Below are 17,545 nucleotides of genomic sequence, written 5' to 3' on the forward strand. Positions count from 1 at the left end.
GAATCAATGATTTATTACTTTATTTATCATATTTTTTACATGATTAGATGACTTTTTTAAAAGATTCATTTCATTATTATTTAATTTTAACTCTATAATTCTTTCAATTCCACATTTACCTAATATAACGGGAACTCCTAAATATGTATCTTTTATTCCATATTCTCCTTTTAATAAAACAGAACATGGAAAAATTCGCTTTTGATTTTTTATAATAGATTCTATCATTTTAACAATAGATGCGCCTGGTGCCATCCAAGCAGATGTTCCCAACAAATTGACTATCTGTTCTCCTCCTTTTTTTGTCTTTTCAATAATAATATTATTCTCTTCTTCCGATAAAAATTCTTTTATTGGAATTCCAGATATAGAAGTATACCTATATAATGGAACCATTGTATCACCATGTCCCCCTAACAATAAAGATTGTATATCATGATATGACAAACCCAATTTTTTTGATAAAAAATATTTATATCTTGTTGTATCAAGTACACCAGCCATTCCTATAATACGAGAAGAATCTATTTTTGCTGTTATATAACTTACATAAGCCATAACATCTAATGGATTAGAAACGATAATAAATTTAGCGTTTGGAGAAAAAAAAATAGATTTTTTAGTTGCTTCTCTTATTATATTTGCATTGGTATTTACTAGGTCATCTCGACTCATACCTGGTTTTCTAGTAACACCACAAGTTATTACAACTATATCAGAATTTTTTGATTGAGAATAATCATTAGTAACACCAATTAACTCAGTACTTGAATCTGTTAAAGATATCATTTGAGAAATATCTAAACTTTTTCCTTCAGAAAAATTTTTTCTAATATCTAATAGAACAATTTGATCCACTATATTCTTCTGAGCTAAAAAACTAGCACAAGAAGATCCTACATTACCAGATCCGACAATAGTTATTTTCATTTTTTTATTACGTAATATTTTTTTTATAAGCTCTATTTAATTTACCTAAATTTGTAATCAAATAAGGAAAATAAAATAAATCAAAGATAAATACAATTTCTAATTTAGATTATGAAAAAGGATTCCGTGAGAATAAAAAAATTCCATGATAGACATATAGGTCCATCTTGTAGCGATATTAAAACAATGTTGAAAACTCTACATTGTTCATCTATCATAGATTTGATAAAAAAAACAATTCCCAAAAAAATACTTTCTCAAAAAAAAATAAACATTCCAAATCCCATATCTGAATATAAATACTTAAAGCATATTCATAGAATAGGAAAAAGAAACAAAATTTATCGTTCTTACATAGGATTAGGATACAAAAATACTATAACACCAAGTGTTATTCAAAGAAATATTTTAGAAAATCCAAATTGGTATACCCCTTATACACCATATCAATCTGAAATATCCCAAGGACGTTTAGAAGCTTTAATGAATTTCCAAACAATGATTTCAGATTTAACTGGAATGAAAATAAGCAATGCATCTATGTTAGATGAATCTACAGTATCAGCTGATGCTATGTTTATGATTTATCAAGAAAAAATAAGAAATCAAAAAATAAAAAAAAATCCCTATATTTTTGTTTCAAACAATTTATATCCACAAACTGTATCCGTTTTAAAAACAAGATGTTTTGGGCTTGGAATCAACGTAATACATGATGATTATGATAAAATATTTCAATATGAAAAAAATATATTCTGTTTATTAATATCTTATCCTTCTTGTTCAGGAGAAATAAATGATTATCGTAATGTTATCAAATATGCAAAAGAAAATAATGTATCAATAATAGTATCAACTGATTTATTATCACTTTCTTTATTAAAACCACCTGGAGAGTGGGGGGCAGATGTTGTCGTAGGAACCAGTCAAAATTTTGGTATTCCTATGGGGTATGGAGGACCTCATGCCGCATTTTTTGCTACTAAAGAAAAATATAAACGATTTATTCCTGGAAGAATTATAGGAATTTCTATAGATAAAGAAAGTAAAAAAGCATTTCGAATGTCTTTACAGACTAGGGAACAACATATTAGAAGAGAAAAAGCGACTTCTAATATTTGTACATCACAAGTATTACCTGCCATAATGGCTTCTATGTATGCTTTATACCATGGTAAAAATGGATTGATAAATATAGCAAATAGCATTCATGAAAATGCTAAAAAATTAGAATTACTATTGGTAAATAATATAAAAAATATTTTCCAAATAAATACATCTTATTTTGACACTATACGAATAAAAGTGGAATCAACATATTTAAAAAATTTGAAAAAAATAGCAAATAAAAAAAAAACAAATTTTAGATATATAGATCAAAACCATTTGACTATTACTGTGGATGAAACAACAGATCAAGAAGATTTAAATCATATATTTTCTATATTTTATGAAGCAAATAATAAAAAATATGATCGTAAAAAAAAGAATAGAAATTCTTATTCTATGATTCCTATTAATAGGATACCATCTTTTCTAAAAAGATTTTCTAGTTTTTTAGATCATGAAGTATTTCATAAATATTATTCAGAACATGAAATAACTCGATATATAAAAAGGCTGGAAAAAAAAGATATTTCACTAACTCAATCAATGATTCCATTAGGATCATGTACTATGAAACTTAATGCTTGTAGTGAGCTTTATTCTTTAAGTCAATACGAATGGAGAGATATTCATCCATTTGCTCCAAAAGAACAAACAAAAGGATATATTTTTATAATAAAAAATTTAAAAAAATATTTAAAAGAAATAACAGGACTTGATGGGGTGTCTTTACAACCAAATTCTGGAGCACAAGGAGAATATGCAGGATTGATGGTTATAAAAAAATATCAAAATTTATCACAAAAAAATGAAAAAAATATAGCTTTAATACCTTCTTCTTCTCATGGTACAAATCCAGCCTCAGCAAATATGGCAGGAATGAAAATAGTTTCAATAGCAACAAAAAATGATGGATCTATTGATAAAAAAGATTTACTAAAAAAAGTAAAAGAAAATCAAAAATCATTATCTGTTTTAATGATAACATATCCATCTACTAATGGTGTATATGAAGAACATGTAAAAGAAATAACAGAAATAATTCATGATTATGGTGGTCAAGTTTATATGGATGGGGCAAATATGAACGCTCAAATAGGTTTAATTAAACCATCAGATTTAGGGGTAGATGTATGTCATTTAAATCTTCATAAAACATTTGCTATTCCACATGGAGGAGGAGGTCCAGGTATGGGTCCAATATGTGTAGCTTCTCATTTAAAACCATACCTACCTAATCATCCATTTTCAAAATGGAATAGCAGCAGCAATGATAACAGAAAAAATTATAAAGGAGACTTCACTATTTCTTCTTCTCAGTATGGTTCTTCTTTAATCTTAACAATATCTTATGCTTATATTCGTTTATTAGGAGCAAATGGACTTAAAAAATGTACAGAAGTATCCATTTTAAATGCTAATTATATAAAAGAAAAATTGAAAAATTTTTATAAAATTTTATATGTAGGAAAAAATGGTATGGTAGCTCACGAACTAATCATAGATTGTCGAAGTTTTAAATCCATAGGAATAGAAGTTATGGATATAGCAAAAAGAATGATAGATTATGGATATCATGCTCCTACAATTTCTTTTCCTGTAGAGGGATGTATGATGATAGAACCTACGGAAAGTGAATCTAAAGAAGAAATAGATCGATTTATTGAAACTCTTATATCTATACGGAAAGAAATTAAAGAAATTGAAAATGGTATTTTCTCTAAGGAAGAAAATGTTTTAGTAAATGCTCCACATAGTATAGATGTCTTAACAAAAGATAAATGGAATTATTCTTACAGCAGAGAAAAAGCCGCTTATCCCCTATCCTGGGTAAGAGAAAGAAAATTTTGGACATCAGTTAATCGTGTAAATGATGTATATGGGGATAGAAATTTTGTATGTACGTGTATTTAAAAAATTTTGAATTTTGAATATGGACTAACATAAATAGAATCAAATAAGTTTTCTTTATATTTCAAGAGTCCTGTTATTGCTATCATAGATCCATTATCCGTAGTATATTTTTTTTTCAAAAGGAAAATTTCCCATTTTTCTTTTTCTGCAAAAGAAGTGAATATTTCTCTAATTTTTGAATTAGAAGAAACTCCACCTACTAAAGACACTCTAAAAATATTTGTTTTTAGAGTGGCTTTTTTTACTTTATCTAAAAGAATTTCTGATATACATTTTTGTATAGAAGAACATAAATCATGCAAATTATTTTTAATAAATAATGGATCTTTTTTTAGGTTAGTACTAATAAATTGTAAAACATTACTTTTAAATCCACTAAAACTAAAATTTAATCCTTTCACCATTGGTTTTGAGAATAAAAATTTTTTATCACATCCATTTTTGGAAAAAAATTCTATTATAGGACCACCTGGATAAGAAAATCCTAAAAATCTGGCTATTTTATCAAAAGTTTCTCCTACAGAATCATCTAAAGTAGATCCTAATATTTCCATATGAAAAAAATTAGAAACTTTTAATATTTGAGTATGTCCGCCACTTATAACTAAAGATAAAAATGGAAATATAGGATAATAATTACTTACATTTGCATTTTTTATAAAATGAGAAAGTACATGTGCTTGTATATGATTCACTGCTAATAAAGGTATTTTTAATCCAGTTGAAAATGACTTTGCAAAACATGCACCTACTAATAAAGATCCTATTAAGCCTGGACCTATAGTAAAAGAAACAGCGTCAATATCATTTTTTTTTATATTAGCTGATAATATAGCTTTATTCACAGCTTTTACAATATTTTTATCATGTAATCTTGCCGCTAATTCAGGTACAACCCCTCCATACTTTTTGTGAATTTCTTGAGAAATAATAATATCAGATAATACTTCTCTATTTTTAATAATGGAAACAGCTGTTTCATCACATGATGATTCTATTCCTATGATAATAGGTTCCTTTTTCATTGGTAGTTATTATTTATTATCCAATATCCAATACTTATATAAAAATTAAGGTTAATTAATATAAAAATAATAATGTCATAAAAATTATGAAAAAATTTTTATAACTTAAAATTTAAATAAGGTTATCCATAAATAAATTCATAATATTTTGTAAAAATAATAATACTTTTCTTCAAAAGAAAGTTTTGTATCTTGGTACTTTTAATTAAGAAATAAAAATATAAAATAATGATTCTAAGATATAATACAGATGAAATAGATAATACTATTGTCAAAAAATTAAATATCAACGCTAGAACACCATACACTGAAATAAGTAAAGAAATAAGTAAAGAGATAAAACCATTGTCAGTTGGAACTGTTCATGTTAGGGTAAAAAAACTAGAAGATGCAGGGATTATAAAAGGAAGTACTTTAATTATTGGTTATGAGGCTTTAGGATTTCATTTAATAGCATTTGTAGGTATTTTATCAGATTCTAGAGAATCTAAATTGGTAAAAGAAGAATTAAAGAAAATCCCCAATATAGTACAATTATATATCACTTCTGGAAAGTATAATCTTTTTTGCAGAATTATTGCTAAAGATCCTTCAGATGCTAGAGATGTAATATCAAAAATTGGTGAAATTAAAGGAGTACTTAGAACTGAATCTACTATTTGTTTGGAAGAAAGTATTAACGACGAAAATAGATTATTATCTAATATATTGCAAAAACATTAGTCATAAAAAAATACTTCTTTATATCTTCCTTCATTCTTCTTCAAGACTTACGGAAAAAATTGCATAAGATCAATTTTTTAGGTAATGTATAGCTTTTTAAAAAAGTTTTCTACATACAATAATAAAAAAAATATTTCGTATAAGATTTTAGTTACAGTGATTATAGTCTTATCATTGACATTTTTTTTTCCGAAAAAAGAAATTTTTAAATATGAATTTTACAAAGGAAAAATTTGGTATTATGAAGATTTATTTTCTCCATTTAATTTTATTGTTTTAAAAAGTAAAAAAGACATTAATTTAGAAATTAAGAATCTTAAAAAAAGTCAAAAAATATTCTATAATAAAAATGAAAAAATATTTCAAAGGGTAATAAAAATTATTCATAATAATTCTTTTTTAAGAAAGAAAGAAAATAAACATTACTATAAGATTATTTTTCGTTTATTAAATATTATTTATAAATATGGATATTTAAAATATCAGTATTTTCCGAGTATAAACAGTAGAAATAAAATATTTCTTTTGAAAAAAAATAATGAGACAATAGCAATTTCATATAATAAGATTTTCACCTATAAAAAAGTAAATAATATTATTGAAAAGCATTTCTTAGATAGAAAAAAAAATGAAAAAAAAATTAAAAAATTATTAAAAAGAATTATAGCTCCTAATTTTTTTTATAATAAAAAATATACAGATAATTATTTTTATAAAAAAATAAAAAATATCAGTAAAATAAAGCATTCTTTTGGAAAAGGAAAAATTATAATAAAAAAAAATAAAGTAATAGACGATGAAAAATTTTATATTTTATCTTCTTTAAAAAAAGAATATGAAAATAAAATATGGAATAAAAATAAAAATATTTACTTAAAAATAGGTTATTTTTTAATAATAAGTATTATATTTTTAATATTTTTATTGTATTTCTTTTACTTTCAAAACAAGATATTTCATAAAAATAGAGAATTTAATTTTTTGATTACCAGTATATTTTTCACATCAATTATAACAATATTCATACTCAAGTATAATTCTAGAATATTATATATAATTCCTTTTTCTATACTTCCTATTAGTGTTCGTTCCTTTTATAATTTTGATGTCAGCATTATTATTCATTTAACAACTATTCTATTACTATCTTTGATTACACCAAATAGTTTAGAATTTATTTTACTTCAAATTATTACAGGATTTTTAGTACTACTGACGAATAAAAATATCTCTAAAATGGAAAACCTATTCGTATCTGTAGTAAAAATAATTATTACTTATAGCATAACTTTTATTTCACTTACCTTTATTCGTAAAGGAACTATAGAAAATATCCCATTACAAACTTTTTATTTATTTTTTTTTAGTGGAATTTTTACGTTATTTGTACATCCATTAATATTTATTTTCGAAAAATTATTAAATATAACTTCAGATATTTCTTTACTAGAATTATCAAATATGAACAACCCAATATTGAGATTATTATCTCAGAAAGCTCCAGGTACTTTACAACATGTTCTTACTGTAGCAAATATAGCAGAAGAAGCCGCGGTGGCTATTGAAGCTAATTCATTATTAGTAAGAATAGGAGCAATATATCATGATATTGGAAAAATTAAAAAATCAGTTTTCTTTATTGAAAATCAAAATAATTTGTTAAATCCTCATGAAAAATTAAGTCCAATAGAAAGTGTCAAAATTATTTTAGAACACGTATCAATTGGAGTAAAATTAGCTGAAAAATATCATTTACCTAATCGTATCACTGATTTTATTAAAACTCATCATGGCGATAGTACGATTCAATTTTTCTATGAAAAACAAAAAAAAATAAATGCAAAAGTAGATAAAAAACAGTTTCAATATCCAGGACCTAAACCATTTTCAAAAGAAACTGCTATTGTAATGATAGCTGATTCTGTAGAAGCAGCTTCAAAAAGTATAAAGAATCCATCTAATAAAGATTTGGAAAATTTAGTAGAAAATATTATAAATAAACAAAAAAAAGAAAATCAATTTTCTGATACTGACATAACTTTGAAAGAAATAGAAAAAATAAAAAAAGTAATTAAAGAAAAATTAATCAGTATCTATCATCCTAGAATAGAATATCCTAGATAATTAAATTAATTTGTTTATTTTTATTAGTGTTTTTTTTAGTAGTAATTTTTGGAGAGTTGCCGGAGTGGTTAACGGAACAGTTTGCTAAACTGTCGGTATTATAAATACCGCGTGGGTTCGAATCCCACATTCTCCGCTTTTCGGGGTATAGCGTAGTTTGGTTATCGCGCCTGGTTTGGGACCAGGAGATCGTAGGTTCAAATCCTGCTACCCCGACGTATAAATAAATATAGATCACGTAGCTCAAAAGGATAGAGCAACTGCCTTCTAAGCAGTAGGTTACAGGTTCGAATCCTGTCGTGATCATTTTTTAATTTTGATTTTTACCTTTTAATACTTCATCAATCATACCATATTCTTTTGCCTCTTCAGATGTCATCCAATAATCTCTATCTGAATCTTTCTCTATTTTTTCAATAGAAACACCAGAATGATTAGATACAATTTCATATAGTTCTCTTTTCAATTTGAGAATTTCACGAACTGTTATTTCTATATCTGAAGCTTGACCCTGAGTCCCCCCTATAGGTTGATGAATCATAATTCTAGAATGTTTCAACGCAGATCTTTTATCTTTTGCTCCAGAACATAAAATGATAGCTGCCATTGAAGCGGCCATACCAGTACAAATAGTAGCAACATCAGGTTCAACAATTTGCATTGTATCATATATTCCTAATCCTGCATAAACATCCCCTCCAGGAGAATTTATATATATTTGTATATCTTTCAAAGAGTCTACTGATTGCAGAAACAATAATTGAGCTTGTACTATATTAGCAATTTGATCTTCTATAGCCGTACCTAAAAAAATAACACGATCCATCATTAAACGAGAGAAAACATCCATTTGAGCTACATTAAGTTTTCTCTCCTCTACAATATAAGGAGTCATATATTTAATATAATCATCCATTACCAATCGATTGATATTTTTATGTTTTATAGCATAATTAATAAAATCTTCTGATTTTTTATAAAAATCCATTTTCGTATTTTAATTTCAGACAATTCATCAATATAACTACTTTTAATTTTCAATACAAAATTAAATCAAAATTTGATATATAAATTTTTCAGATATTAGAAACTTTTATAAAAAGTTATTGAATTTGTACAAAAAACTAGCGATACAAACAATTATTTATTCTATAGGATTAATTCTACCAAAAATTATTAATTATTTTTTTTTAAAAATTTTTACTGAATTTTTAAAAAGGGAAGAATTTTCTCTTTATACAGATATGTATTCTTTGTCTTTTTTAATAATAGGATTCCTTTCTTTTGGACTAGAAAATACTTACTTTAGATTTTTATATAAAAAAAATTATACCAAGGATATTGTATTTTCAACAGGAATTATAACACAACTATTAATTAGTTCCATTTTTTTTATTTTTTCTATTTTTTTTATTGAAAAAATATCATATATATTTGGATACCATAAACATCCAGAGTATCTTTTAATGTTTTTTTTAATTATATTTTTTGATACAATCTGCATTTTACCTATGGCTTGGTTACGTGTAAATGACAAGTCTATATACTATTCTAGTGTGAATATAGTCAATATATTAATACAATCTTTTTTTATAATTTATATGTTTTTTTGTTATAAATATATGTTTTATAAAAAAAACGAGTATTATTATTTTTATGTTTTTAATCTTGTTAATTCGGTTACAGATAAAACAGGTTCTATATTTTTTTCTAATGTCCTTTCGTCCATAACTAATTTATTTTTAATTTTTCCTATTCTTATAAAAGAAGTAAAAATAAAAAAATTTAATAAAATTCTTTCCATAAAAATGTTAAATTATGGAATCCCTATTATGATTGGAACTATTGCGTTTTCTATCAATGAAAATATGGATAAAATTATTATAAAAAGATGGATTTCCGATGAAATTAATGGAGCATATTCTGCTTGTTATAAAATAGCTTCTTTTATGAATTTATATATCAGAACTTTTAGACTAGGAATTGAACCTTTTTTTTTTAAAAAATCATTAGATTCTAATGCAAAATATTACTATGAAGAAATAACCTATATATTTATTTTATTCGGATTATTTTTTTATGTACTAATATGTGGTAATATTTCTATTTTTATAAAATTATTAATAGATGAAAAATATCATATTGCAACATCTATCATTCCTATTATCATGATGGGAAACCTTTTCCTTGGAATTTATAATAATTTATCCATATCTTATAAAATCATAGATAAACCAATTATTGGGACCTATATATCCTCAATAGGAGTTTTAGTTACATTTTTATTTAATATCATTTTTATTAATACTTCTACCAAAAGTTTTATGATTCCAGCTTGGGGAACATTTACATCCTATATATGTATGTTATTAGCTATATTTTTTTGGGGTAAAAATAATTTTCTAAATTTTTGTAAAAAAAAAATAAAGAGTATTATATACTATTTTTTATTTTCAATTTTATTAGTTGTTCTTACTAAAGAAAATGAATTTAAATTCAACATTATTTTACAATTTTTATATTTTTTTACTATTTTTTTATTAGAAAGAAAAAGATTTATTAATTTAATTAAATAAGTGATTTTAAAAGCTAATATAGAGAAATCTATTTTTATTAATTTCTTAGAAAGGAAATTAATACCAACAAATTTATTTTTTAAATTTTCTAAAAAAATAGATAAATATTTCTTTTCATTAAAAGAAGAATTCATACAAGCTATTTCTATTATCCATATCACTAAAAAAAAACATAATAATTTATTATACTATTATAATATGAATATTATTATAATAAATCCATTTTATAAAACAATAATTATTCACCAAAATGATCGACTAGCAAGAATAAATTTATTAAAAAAAGTAAATAAAATAAAGTGGAAAAAATGTTTGACTATAAGTAATTCAAACATAAGATCAAATAATGGTTTTGGAAGTACTGGAATATGAAAAAAAAAGATATATGAAAATTATAATTCCAATGGCTGGAAAAGGGACCCGGCTTCATCCTCATACTTTAAAAACGCCAAAACCATTTTTTCCAATAGTAGGAAAAACAATTTTAAAAAGATTATTAGAAAATCTATCCAAACTTATTAAAATATTTTCTATTGACGAAATTGTTTTTATTGTAAGTAGTAATAACAATAATGGAAACTATAATATTGAAAAAAATTTAATAAAATTATCTAATGAAATAGGTGTTCATCCAATAATATATTATCAAGAAAAACCATTAGGAACTGCAGATGCTTTATTAAAAGCTAAAAATTCTTTGATAGGCCCAATAATTATTATTTATTCTGATACTTTATTTTACAACAATAATTTCGAAAATGAATTGGATAGCAAATTAGATAATATCATATGGACAAAAAAAGTTAATAATCCAAATATTTTTGGTGTAGTAAAATGTAATTCACTAGGATTAATTACTCATTTTATAGAAAAACCAAATGATTATATTTCTAATCTAGCTATTATTGGAATATACTATTTCAAAAATAGTACTCTTCTGAAAAAAGAATTGGAATACATATTAGATAATAATATAAAAAATGAGCAAGGAGAATATCAATTAACATCTGCTTTAGAAAATATGAGAAAAAAAGGAATAAAATTTTTTAGTAAACAGGTTAATGAATGGATGGATTTTGGTTGTAAAAAAACTATTATATCTTCTAATTCAAAAATATTATCTATTGAATATTCCAAAAAAGAAAATAAATTGATTCATAAAAAATCTATCATAAAAAATAGTTTAATCATAAATCCTTGTTATATAGATGAAAATACTATTATTAAAAATAGTATTATAGGACCTTATGTATCAATAGGAAAATATACTAAAATAATAAATAGCAATATAAAACAATCTATTATACTGGATAATACGGAAATAAATTCTGTAATTTTGCATTATTCTATGATAGGAAACTATTGTTACTACATAGAAAAAATAAAGGAACTAAATTTAGGAGATTATTCCACTAGTAGGTAGGTGGTGGTGGTAGCATTAGCTAATAAAAAGAATAGTATCTGAAATATAAGTTATTAATACTGATTAATTTTAATATTCTAGTTCTTGTTTATATTATTCATTATTACTTTTTACGAAGTAAGGAATATTTTTTATATTTGATGAAAAATTCTGCACAACAATGAATTTCATTTTATTTTCTCTTATATTTCTTGGTACTTTTGGAACTACAGAAATAGTAGTTATTGTTATTCTTGCTTTATTGCTTTTTGGAGGGAAAAAAATACCAGAATTAATGAGAGGTTTAGGAACAGGATTAAAAGAATTTAAAAAAGCTTCTGAAGGAAAAAGTTCAGAAGAAGAAGAAAAAGAGTAAATAAAAAAAACATAGGTAGTATCTATTATATTTTTATTTATTGTAGTTGATTTAGTGATTAATTTTTATTTTATTTCCATCACGTTTACAATATAAATTTTGTATAAAAATATCATTAATAGAAATTAAAGCAATTTTTACATAGAAATATATCCATATATAATAGCATTATTTATAATTTTTCATGTTCATTCGTAATGAAGTTCATAATTCAAATATTAAAGTATTCATAGATATAAAAAATTTAAATTAATTACCATAAGAAATATTGCTTATTATTAAGTTCATATTTTTTGTGAAAAAATATGTTAAAATTTACTCTATGAATGAAAAATTTGAGAAAAAAAGAAAATCTTTGGATCTCGTATTAGAAAAAATGGATAAAATATATGGAAAAGGGACTATCATGCGAATGGGGGAAAAACATGACCAAAGTTTAGATGTTATTTCTTCTGGATCAATAAACTTAGACATTGCATTAGGAATAAAAGGATTTCCTAAAGGTCGAATTATTGAAATATTTGGTCCAGAATCTTCTGGAAAAACTACTTTAGCTTTACATGCCATTACTCAATCCCAAAAATCCGGTGGATTTGCTAGTTTTATAGATGCCGAACATGCTTTCGATTCTATATATGCAAAAAAAATAGGAGTGGATTTAAAAGATTTACTTATATCTCAACCAGATAATGGAGAACAAGCTCTTGAGATAGTAGATAATTTAATTAGATCAGGTGTTATAGATATGATAGTAGTTGATTCCGTGGCCGCACTAACACCAAAAAGTGAAATAGAAGGAGAAATGGGGGACTCTAAAATAGGATTACAAGCAAGACTTATGTCTCAAGCTTTGAGAAAATTAACCTCTAGTATAGGAAAATCTAAAAGTATTTTAATATTTATTAATCAATTGAGAGAAAAAATAGGTGTATACGGAAATCCAGAAGTAACAACAGGAGGAAATGCATTAAAATTTTATTCATCTATAAGACTAGATATACGGAAAGGAATACCAATCAAAAGTGGAGAAAAAATATTAGGAAATAGAACAAAAGTAAAAGTAGTGAAAAATAAACTTTCTCCTCCTTTTAAAATTGCTGAATTTGATATTATGTATGGAGAAGGAATATCAGAAATAGGGGAAATTATTGATTTGGGGATTAGTTTAGGATTCATAAAAAAAAATGGTTCTTGGTTTAATTATAATAATATATCCTTAGGACAAGGAAGAGATTCAGTTAAAAAATTTTTGATAGATAAAAAAAATATTACGTTAAAAAATAAAATACAAAATGATATTTTGAACAAAACAATGAAAAATTTTTATAAGTAAAAATATGAAAATTACTTTTTTAGGTACTGGAACATCACAAGGAGTTCCCGTAATAGGATCCAGTCATCCAGTATGTTTATCTAGAGATCCAAAGGATAAAAGACTCAGAAGTTCCGTTCTAATTGAAAAAAATGGAAAATTTTTTTTAATCGACTGTAGTCCAGATTTTAGATATCAAATGCTCAGAAATAATAATGAAAAAATAGATGCTATTTTTATAACACATGAACATCAAGACCATATAGGTGGATTAGATGATGTAAGGCCTATAAGTAATAATATGAATAAATCTATTCCTATTTATGCATTACGTAGAGTTTTAGATAATTTAAAAATAAGATATTATTATTTTTTCTCTGGTAAAAAAAATACTACAAATATAAATTTGTTTGAAATAGATAAATACAAAAAATTTTTTTTTGTAGAAGAATATTGTAAAATATTTTTATTATATGTTTACCATGGAGATCTTCCAATATTAGGATTTAGAATAGATAATTTTGCATATATCACAGATGCAAGTAAAATACCATGTTCTACAATTGATAGTTTAAATAAATTAGATATTTTAGTGATAAATGTTCTTAGAAAAAAACCATTACATCATTCTCATTTTACACTTTCTGAATCATTAAATATTATTCATCAAATAAATCCTAAAAAAACTTATTTAACACATGTTAGCCATTTACTTGGATTCCATGAAAAAATACAAGAAAAATTACCAAAAAATGTTTATTTAGCTTATGATGGTTTAGTTATTAATTCATCATAAAAACGTCTATTTTAATTTAAATATTATTATAATAAATAAAAATATATTAATAAATATGCAAAAAATATTAAAAAAAATTATTTTTTCAACAAAAATGACTTCTTTTTTATTTTTAATATTGGTATTTTATATGGCTTTAGCTACTTTTTTAGAACAAAAATATTCTACTGATGTAGCAAAAGTACTTGTCTATGAATCTATTTGGTTTGAAACTATCATTTCATTAATTATTCTAAATTTAATAGGAAATATATGGAAATATAAATTGTGGAATAAAAAAAAATTTCCTCTTTTTATTTTTCACTTATCATTTGTTATTATTTTCATTGGAAGTGTTATTTCTAGATATTATAGCCAAGAAGGAATAATCTCTATAAGAGAAGGAGAAAAAACTAATAAAATTTTATCAAAGAAAAATTATATTAAATTGAACATTAATACAGGTAATAGTAAATACGTTAAAACTTATTATCAACCTTATATATTTTCACATTTTCACAATAATTACAGTGGTAAATTTTTTTTTCATAACCATCCAATAATAATAAAATTTACTAATTATATTCCATGTGCAAAAATGATTTTTTCAAAAAAAGAAAAAGAAGATAAAATTATAAAACTCATTTTCTCCGTAAAAGAGAATAATATGAAAGAAATTTTTATTAAAAATGGAGAAATAAAAACGATAAATGGAGTTCATTTTTCTTTTAATAAAGATAACCCTTTGGGAATAAAAATTTTTGATATAGATGATGATAGAATCTATATCAAATCTTTTTTTCCAATAAATACCATAAATATGGTAACTAAAAAAAATAGTTATTTGTCAAACAATCATTATCATGTATTACATACCAAAAAATTATATCAAATATTAGTTAATCATGATACAAAAATAAATATTGTTATTCCAGAAGGAATTATAAAAGGAAAATTAAAATACATTCCTTGTGACAAAAAAAATGAAAATACAGTAGAAAAAAATACTTTTTTTAGTGCTTTTACTGCAAGAATATATTTTAATAATCAATCCAAGCTAGTTACATTTTTAGGTGGTAAAAATACAATGAATATGAGTGATCCTATTATATTTAACAATGGTTATAAAATATCTATTGGATATGGATCTATATTTTGGACACTACCCTTTTTCTTAAAACTAAATAAATTTAAACTGGAAAATTACCCCGGATCTAATTTACCTTCTTCTTTTATGAGTTATGTAACTATTTTAGATAAAAAAAATTATCATTATTCTATTCATATGAATAGAATACTAGATTATAAAGGATATCGATTTTTTCAATCTGGATATGATCCAGATGGAAAAGGGTCACATTTTTCCATAAATGATGATTATTTAGGAACATATTTATCATATTTTGGATATGCTCTTATGAGTATTGGTATGTTTCTTAACTTATTTTGGAAAGGTACTAGATTTTATTTTCTAAAAAAACAGTTAAAAAAATACTTACATGAAAAATAAATATTTTTTTATTATCATATTGTTTTTTACAAGCATAAATTATTCTTTTTCTCAAATACATGAATCAAAAAAAATAATACCGTTAAAAAATATACCTGATGTTATACACATTCCTAAAAAACATGGAGATAATTTTGGTCATTTATTGGTGCAAGATGATAAAGGAAGAATTAAACCTATTAATACTTTAGCAATAGAATTACTTAGAAAAATACATAAAAAAAATTCTATAGAAAATTTAGATGCTAATCAATGGCTGATATCTATGCATCAAGATAATTTTTTTTGGATAAAAGTGCCATTTATAAAAGTAGATTCAAAAGGAGGATTCAATTTTTTAAGAAAAGTAAACGCAAATCAAGATAATTATGTTTCTATGATGAATCTTTACAGTTTTAATCCAAAATCAAAAAAAATAAAATTTCTTTTACAAGAAGATTATAAAGTAGCTTTATCTAAAAATCCTATGCATAGAAATGAGTATGATAAATCTGTTATTCTTCTTAGTGAACGTATAGGTATTCTTCATGAGATTTTTCAGGGTAAATATTTACGTATTTTTCCTATTCCAAACGATATACATCATACTTGGTCAAGTTGGATTATTATGGATTCTAAATATAGTAGACTTAACCCCTATGGTTTTTCTATGTTTAATGATTACTTAAAATCCTTATTTAGAGCACAAAATGAAAAAAATTGGAAAATTGCTGATCAAGAAATTGAAAAAATACGACTATATCAAATTAAATATGCTAAATCTATATTACCTACAAATAGAAAGATTTCCGTAGAAATTATGTATAATAAAATACATATATTTTACACATTATCTTTTTTATATGCTATTTTAGGATTAATAATCATTTTTAATTCTTTTTTAAGCATTTTTTTTCACAAAAAATATTTATCTATTTCTTATAAAATATTAGTTACTATTGTATTAATTTTATTTATTCTTCAATCATTAGGTTTAATTTCAAGATGTTATATATCTGGTCATGCTCCATGGAGTAATGGATATGAATCAGCGATTTTTATTAGTTGGTGTTTAACTGTTATAGGTTTGATATTTTATAATAATCAATTTGTATTAGGAATAACTTCTTTGATATCATCAATTTTACTAATGATAGCACATAGTAATATTATGGATCCAGAAATAACCAATCTAGTTCCTGTATTAAAGTCCAATTGGCTTATTATACATGTAGCAACAATAACATCAAGTTATGGATTTTTTTTTACCGGATCTCTTTTAGGATTTTTAGTATTAATATTATATATATTAAGTGGTTTTTTCCCTTTACATAAAAAAATGATAAAAATTCATATTGAACGATTAACTATTATTAATGAGATGTGTTTAACTATAGGTATTTTTTTATTGACTATAGGAACTTTTTTAGGTGCAATTTGGGCAAATAATAGTTGGGGAAGATATTGGAGTTGGGATCCAAAAGAAACTTGGGCGTTGATTAGTATTATAATTTATGCATTTGTATTGCATATACGGCTAATACCCTCTATTAGAGGTCTATATTCTTTTAATTTTTTTAGTGTATTATCTGTATTTTCTATAATTATGACCTATTTTGGAGTTAATTATTATCTATCTGGTTTGCATTCTTATGCTAAAGGAGAACCATTAGAAATATCTTATTGGGTATATTGCAGTTTATTACTATTCATAATTATTACAATAGCATCTTACTATTGCAAACAAAAGTATAACAACATAAATAAAAAAGTTAATTATAAATAATAGTGA

Annotated in this window: 14 protein-coding genes and 3 tRNA genes; 14 read left to right on the forward strand and 3 right to left on the reverse strand. The window is 23.8% G+C overall.

Annotated elements, in window-relative coordinates:
- Window positions 1-3 precede the first annotated feature (3 nt).
- Window positions 4-930 (reverse strand): malate dehydrogenase, encoded by a 927-nt coding sequence (mdh, locus tag H0H49_RS00110; protein ID WP_185864487.1) that lies wholly within the window; start codon window positions 928-930, stop codon window positions 4-6.
- A gap of 111 nt (window positions 931-1,041) precedes the next feature.
- Between mdh and gcvP the strand changes: the two genes are divergently transcribed.
- Window positions 1,042-3,951, forward strand: coding sequence for an aminomethyl-transferring glycine dehydrogenase (gcvP, locus tag H0H49_RS00115; protein ID WP_185864488.1), 2,910 nt, complete (start codon window positions 1,042-1,044; stop codon window positions 3,949-3,951).
- Here gcvP and tsaD read toward each other — a convergent pair.
- The gene (tsaD, locus tag H0H49_RS00120) at window positions 3,948-4,976 is read right to left on the reverse strand and encodes a tRNA (adenosine(37)-N6)-threonylcarbamoyltransferase complex transferase subunit TsaD (RefSeq protein ID WP_185864489.1); all 1,029 of its coding nucleotides are present in this window, start codon (window positions 4,974-4,976) and stop codon (window positions 3,948-3,950) included. The two genes, gcvP and tsaD, sit on opposite strands and share 4 nt — an antisense overlap.
- A gap of 228 nt (window positions 4,977-5,204) precedes the next feature.
- On the opposite strand from tsaD, the gene H0H49_RS00125 reads away from it, so the two are divergent.
- The 5 genes from H0H49_RS00125 to H0H49_RS00145 all read left to right on the forward strand — a co-directional run bounded on the left by H0H49_RS00125 (window position 5,205) and on the right by H0H49_RS00145 (window position 8,129).
- Window positions 5,205-5,699: an Lrp/AsnC family transcriptional regulator gene (locus tag H0H49_RS00125; RefSeq protein ID WP_185864490.1), complete on the forward strand. Its 495-nt coding sequence runs from the start codon at window positions 5,205-5,207 to the stop codon at window positions 5,697-5,699.
- An 84-nt stretch (window positions 5,700-5,783) separates the two neighbouring features.
- Window positions 5,784-7,823: an HDIG domain-containing metalloprotein gene (locus tag H0H49_RS00130; RefSeq protein WP_185864491.1), complete on the forward strand. Its 2,040-nt coding sequence runs from the start codon at window positions 5,784-5,786 to the stop codon at window positions 7,821-7,823.
- Between the two features lie 50 nt (window positions 7,824-7,873).
- A tRNA-Ser gene (locus tag H0H49_RS00135) sits at window positions 7,874-7,959 on the forward strand.
- A 5-nt stretch (window positions 7,960-7,964) separates the two neighbouring features.
- Window positions 7,965-8,039, forward strand: a tRNA-Pro gene (locus H0H49_RS00140).
- Window positions 8,040-8,055: 16 nt separating this feature from the next.
- Window positions 8,056-8,129: transfer RNA gene (locus tag H0H49_RS00145), tRNA-Arg, on the forward strand.
- Between the two features lie 4 nt (window positions 8,130-8,133).
- On the opposite strand, the gene clpP is transcribed toward H0H49_RS00145, so the two are convergent.
- Window positions 8,134-8,811, reverse strand: a complete 678-nt coding sequence (clpP, locus tag H0H49_RS00150; RefSeq protein WP_185864492.1) for an ATP-dependent Clp endopeptidase proteolytic subunit ClpP — start codon at window positions 8,809-8,811, stop codon at window positions 8,134-8,136.
- Between the two features lie 124 nt (window positions 8,812-8,935).
- Between clpP and H0H49_RS00155 the strand changes: the two genes are divergently transcribed.
- From H0H49_RS00155 to H0H49_RS03035, 8 genes are all read left to right on the forward strand, one after another.
- Window positions 8,936-10,399: a lipopolysaccharide biosynthesis protein gene (locus H0H49_RS00155; protein ID WP_185864493.1), complete on the forward strand. Its 1,464-nt coding sequence runs from the start codon at window positions 8,936-8,938 to the stop codon at window positions 10,397-10,399.
- Entirely contained in the window at window positions 10,400-10,771 is a 372-nt protein-coding gene (locus H0H49_RS00160) for a dUTP diphosphatase (protein ID WP_185864494.1), read from the forward strand. It abuts the gene before it with no gap.
- A 13-nt stretch (window positions 10,772-10,784) separates the two neighbouring features.
- A complete protein-coding gene (locus H0H49_RS00165; protein ID WP_185864495.1) occupies window positions 10,785-11,822 on the forward strand; it encodes a sugar phosphate nucleotidyltransferase in 1,038 nt (345 codons plus the stop codon).
- 160 nt (window positions 11,823-11,982) lie between these two features.
- On the forward strand, window positions 11,983-12,177 hold the full coding sequence (locus tag H0H49_RS00170) for a Sec-independent protein translocase subunit TatA/TatB (RefSeq protein WP_185864496.1): 195 nt from the start codon (window positions 11,983-11,985) through the stop codon (window positions 12,175-12,177).
- Between the two features lie 322 nt (window positions 12,178-12,499).
- Window positions 12,500-13,510, forward strand: a complete 1,011-nt coding sequence (gene recA / locus H0H49_RS00175) for a recombinase RecA (RefSeq protein ID WP_185864497.1) — start codon at window positions 12,500-12,502, stop codon at window positions 13,508-13,510.
- Between the two features lie 4 nt (window positions 13,511-13,514).
- Complete coding sequence (locus H0H49_RS00180) at window positions 13,515-14,285, forward strand: MBL fold metallo-hydrolase (protein WP_185864498.1); 771 nt, start codon at window positions 13,515-13,517, stop codon at window positions 14,283-14,285.
- A gap of 55 nt (window positions 14,286-14,340) precedes the next feature.
- On the forward strand, window positions 14,341-15,774 hold the full coding sequence (locus H0H49_RS03030; RefSeq protein ID WP_238784946.1) for a cytochrome c biogenesis ResB family protein: 1,434 nt from the start codon (window positions 14,341-14,343) through the stop codon (window positions 15,772-15,774).
- A complete protein-coding gene (locus tag H0H49_RS03035) occupies window positions 15,764-17,539 on the forward strand; it encodes a cytochrome c biogenesis protein (RefSeq protein ID WP_238784947.1) in 1,776 nt (591 codons plus the stop codon). The genes H0H49_RS03030 and H0H49_RS03035 overlap by 11 nt, the downstream gene beginning before the upstream one ends.
- The last annotated feature ends 6 nt before the right edge of the window (window positions 17,540-17,545 follow it).

Source organism: Blattabacterium cuenoti, from assembly GCF_014252035.1.
GTDB lineage: Bacteria > Bacteroidota > Bacteroidia > Flavobacteriales > Blattabacteriaceae > Blattabacterium > Blattabacterium cuenoti_Z.

Bases quoted from the DNA above. Each gene is read 5' to 3' on its own strand.
- mdh (WP_185864487.1), bottom strand. From the start codon at position 930: ATGAAAATAACTATTGTCGGATCTGGTAATGTAGGATCTTCTTGTGCT.
- gcvP (WP_185864488.1), top strand. From the start codon at position 1,042: ATGAAAAAGGATTCCGTGAGAATAAAAAAATTCCATGATAGACATATA.
- tsaD (WP_185864489.1), bottom strand. From the start codon at position 4,976: ATGAAAAAGGAACCTATTATCATAGGAATAGAATCATCATGTGATGAA.
- H0H49_RS00125 (WP_185864490.1), top strand. From the start codon at position 5,205: ATGATTCTAAGATATAATACAGATGAAATAGATAATACTATTGTCAAA.
- H0H49_RS00130 (WP_185864491.1), top strand. From the start codon at position 5,784: ATGTATAGCTTTTTAAAAAAGTTTTCTACATACAATAATAAAAAAAAT.
- clpP (WP_185864492.1), bottom strand. From the start codon at position 8,811: ATGGATTTTTATAAAAAATCAGAAGATTTTATTAATTATGCTATAAAA.
- H0H49_RS00165 (WP_185864495.1), top strand. From the start codon at position 10,785: ATGAAAATTATAATTCCAATGGCTGGAAAAGGGACCCGGCTTCATCCT.
- H0H49_RS00170 (WP_185864496.1), top strand. From the start codon at position 11,983: ATGAATTTCATTTTATTTTCTCTTATATTTCTTGGTACTTTTGGAACT.
- recA (WP_185864497.1), top strand. From the start codon at position 12,500: ATGAATGAAAAATTTGAGAAAAAAAGAAAATCTTTGGATCTCGTATTA.
- H0H49_RS00180 (WP_185864498.1), top strand. From the start codon at position 13,515: ATGAAAATTACTTTTTTAGGTACTGGAACATCACAAGGAGTTCCCGTA.
- H0H49_RS03030 (WP_238784946.1), top strand. From the start codon at position 14,341: ATGCAAAAAATATTAAAAAAAATTATTTTTTCAACAAAAATGACTTCT.
- H0H49_RS03035 (WP_238784947.1), top strand. From the start codon at position 15,764: ATGAAAAATAAATATTTTTTTATTATCATATTGTTTTTTACAAGCATA.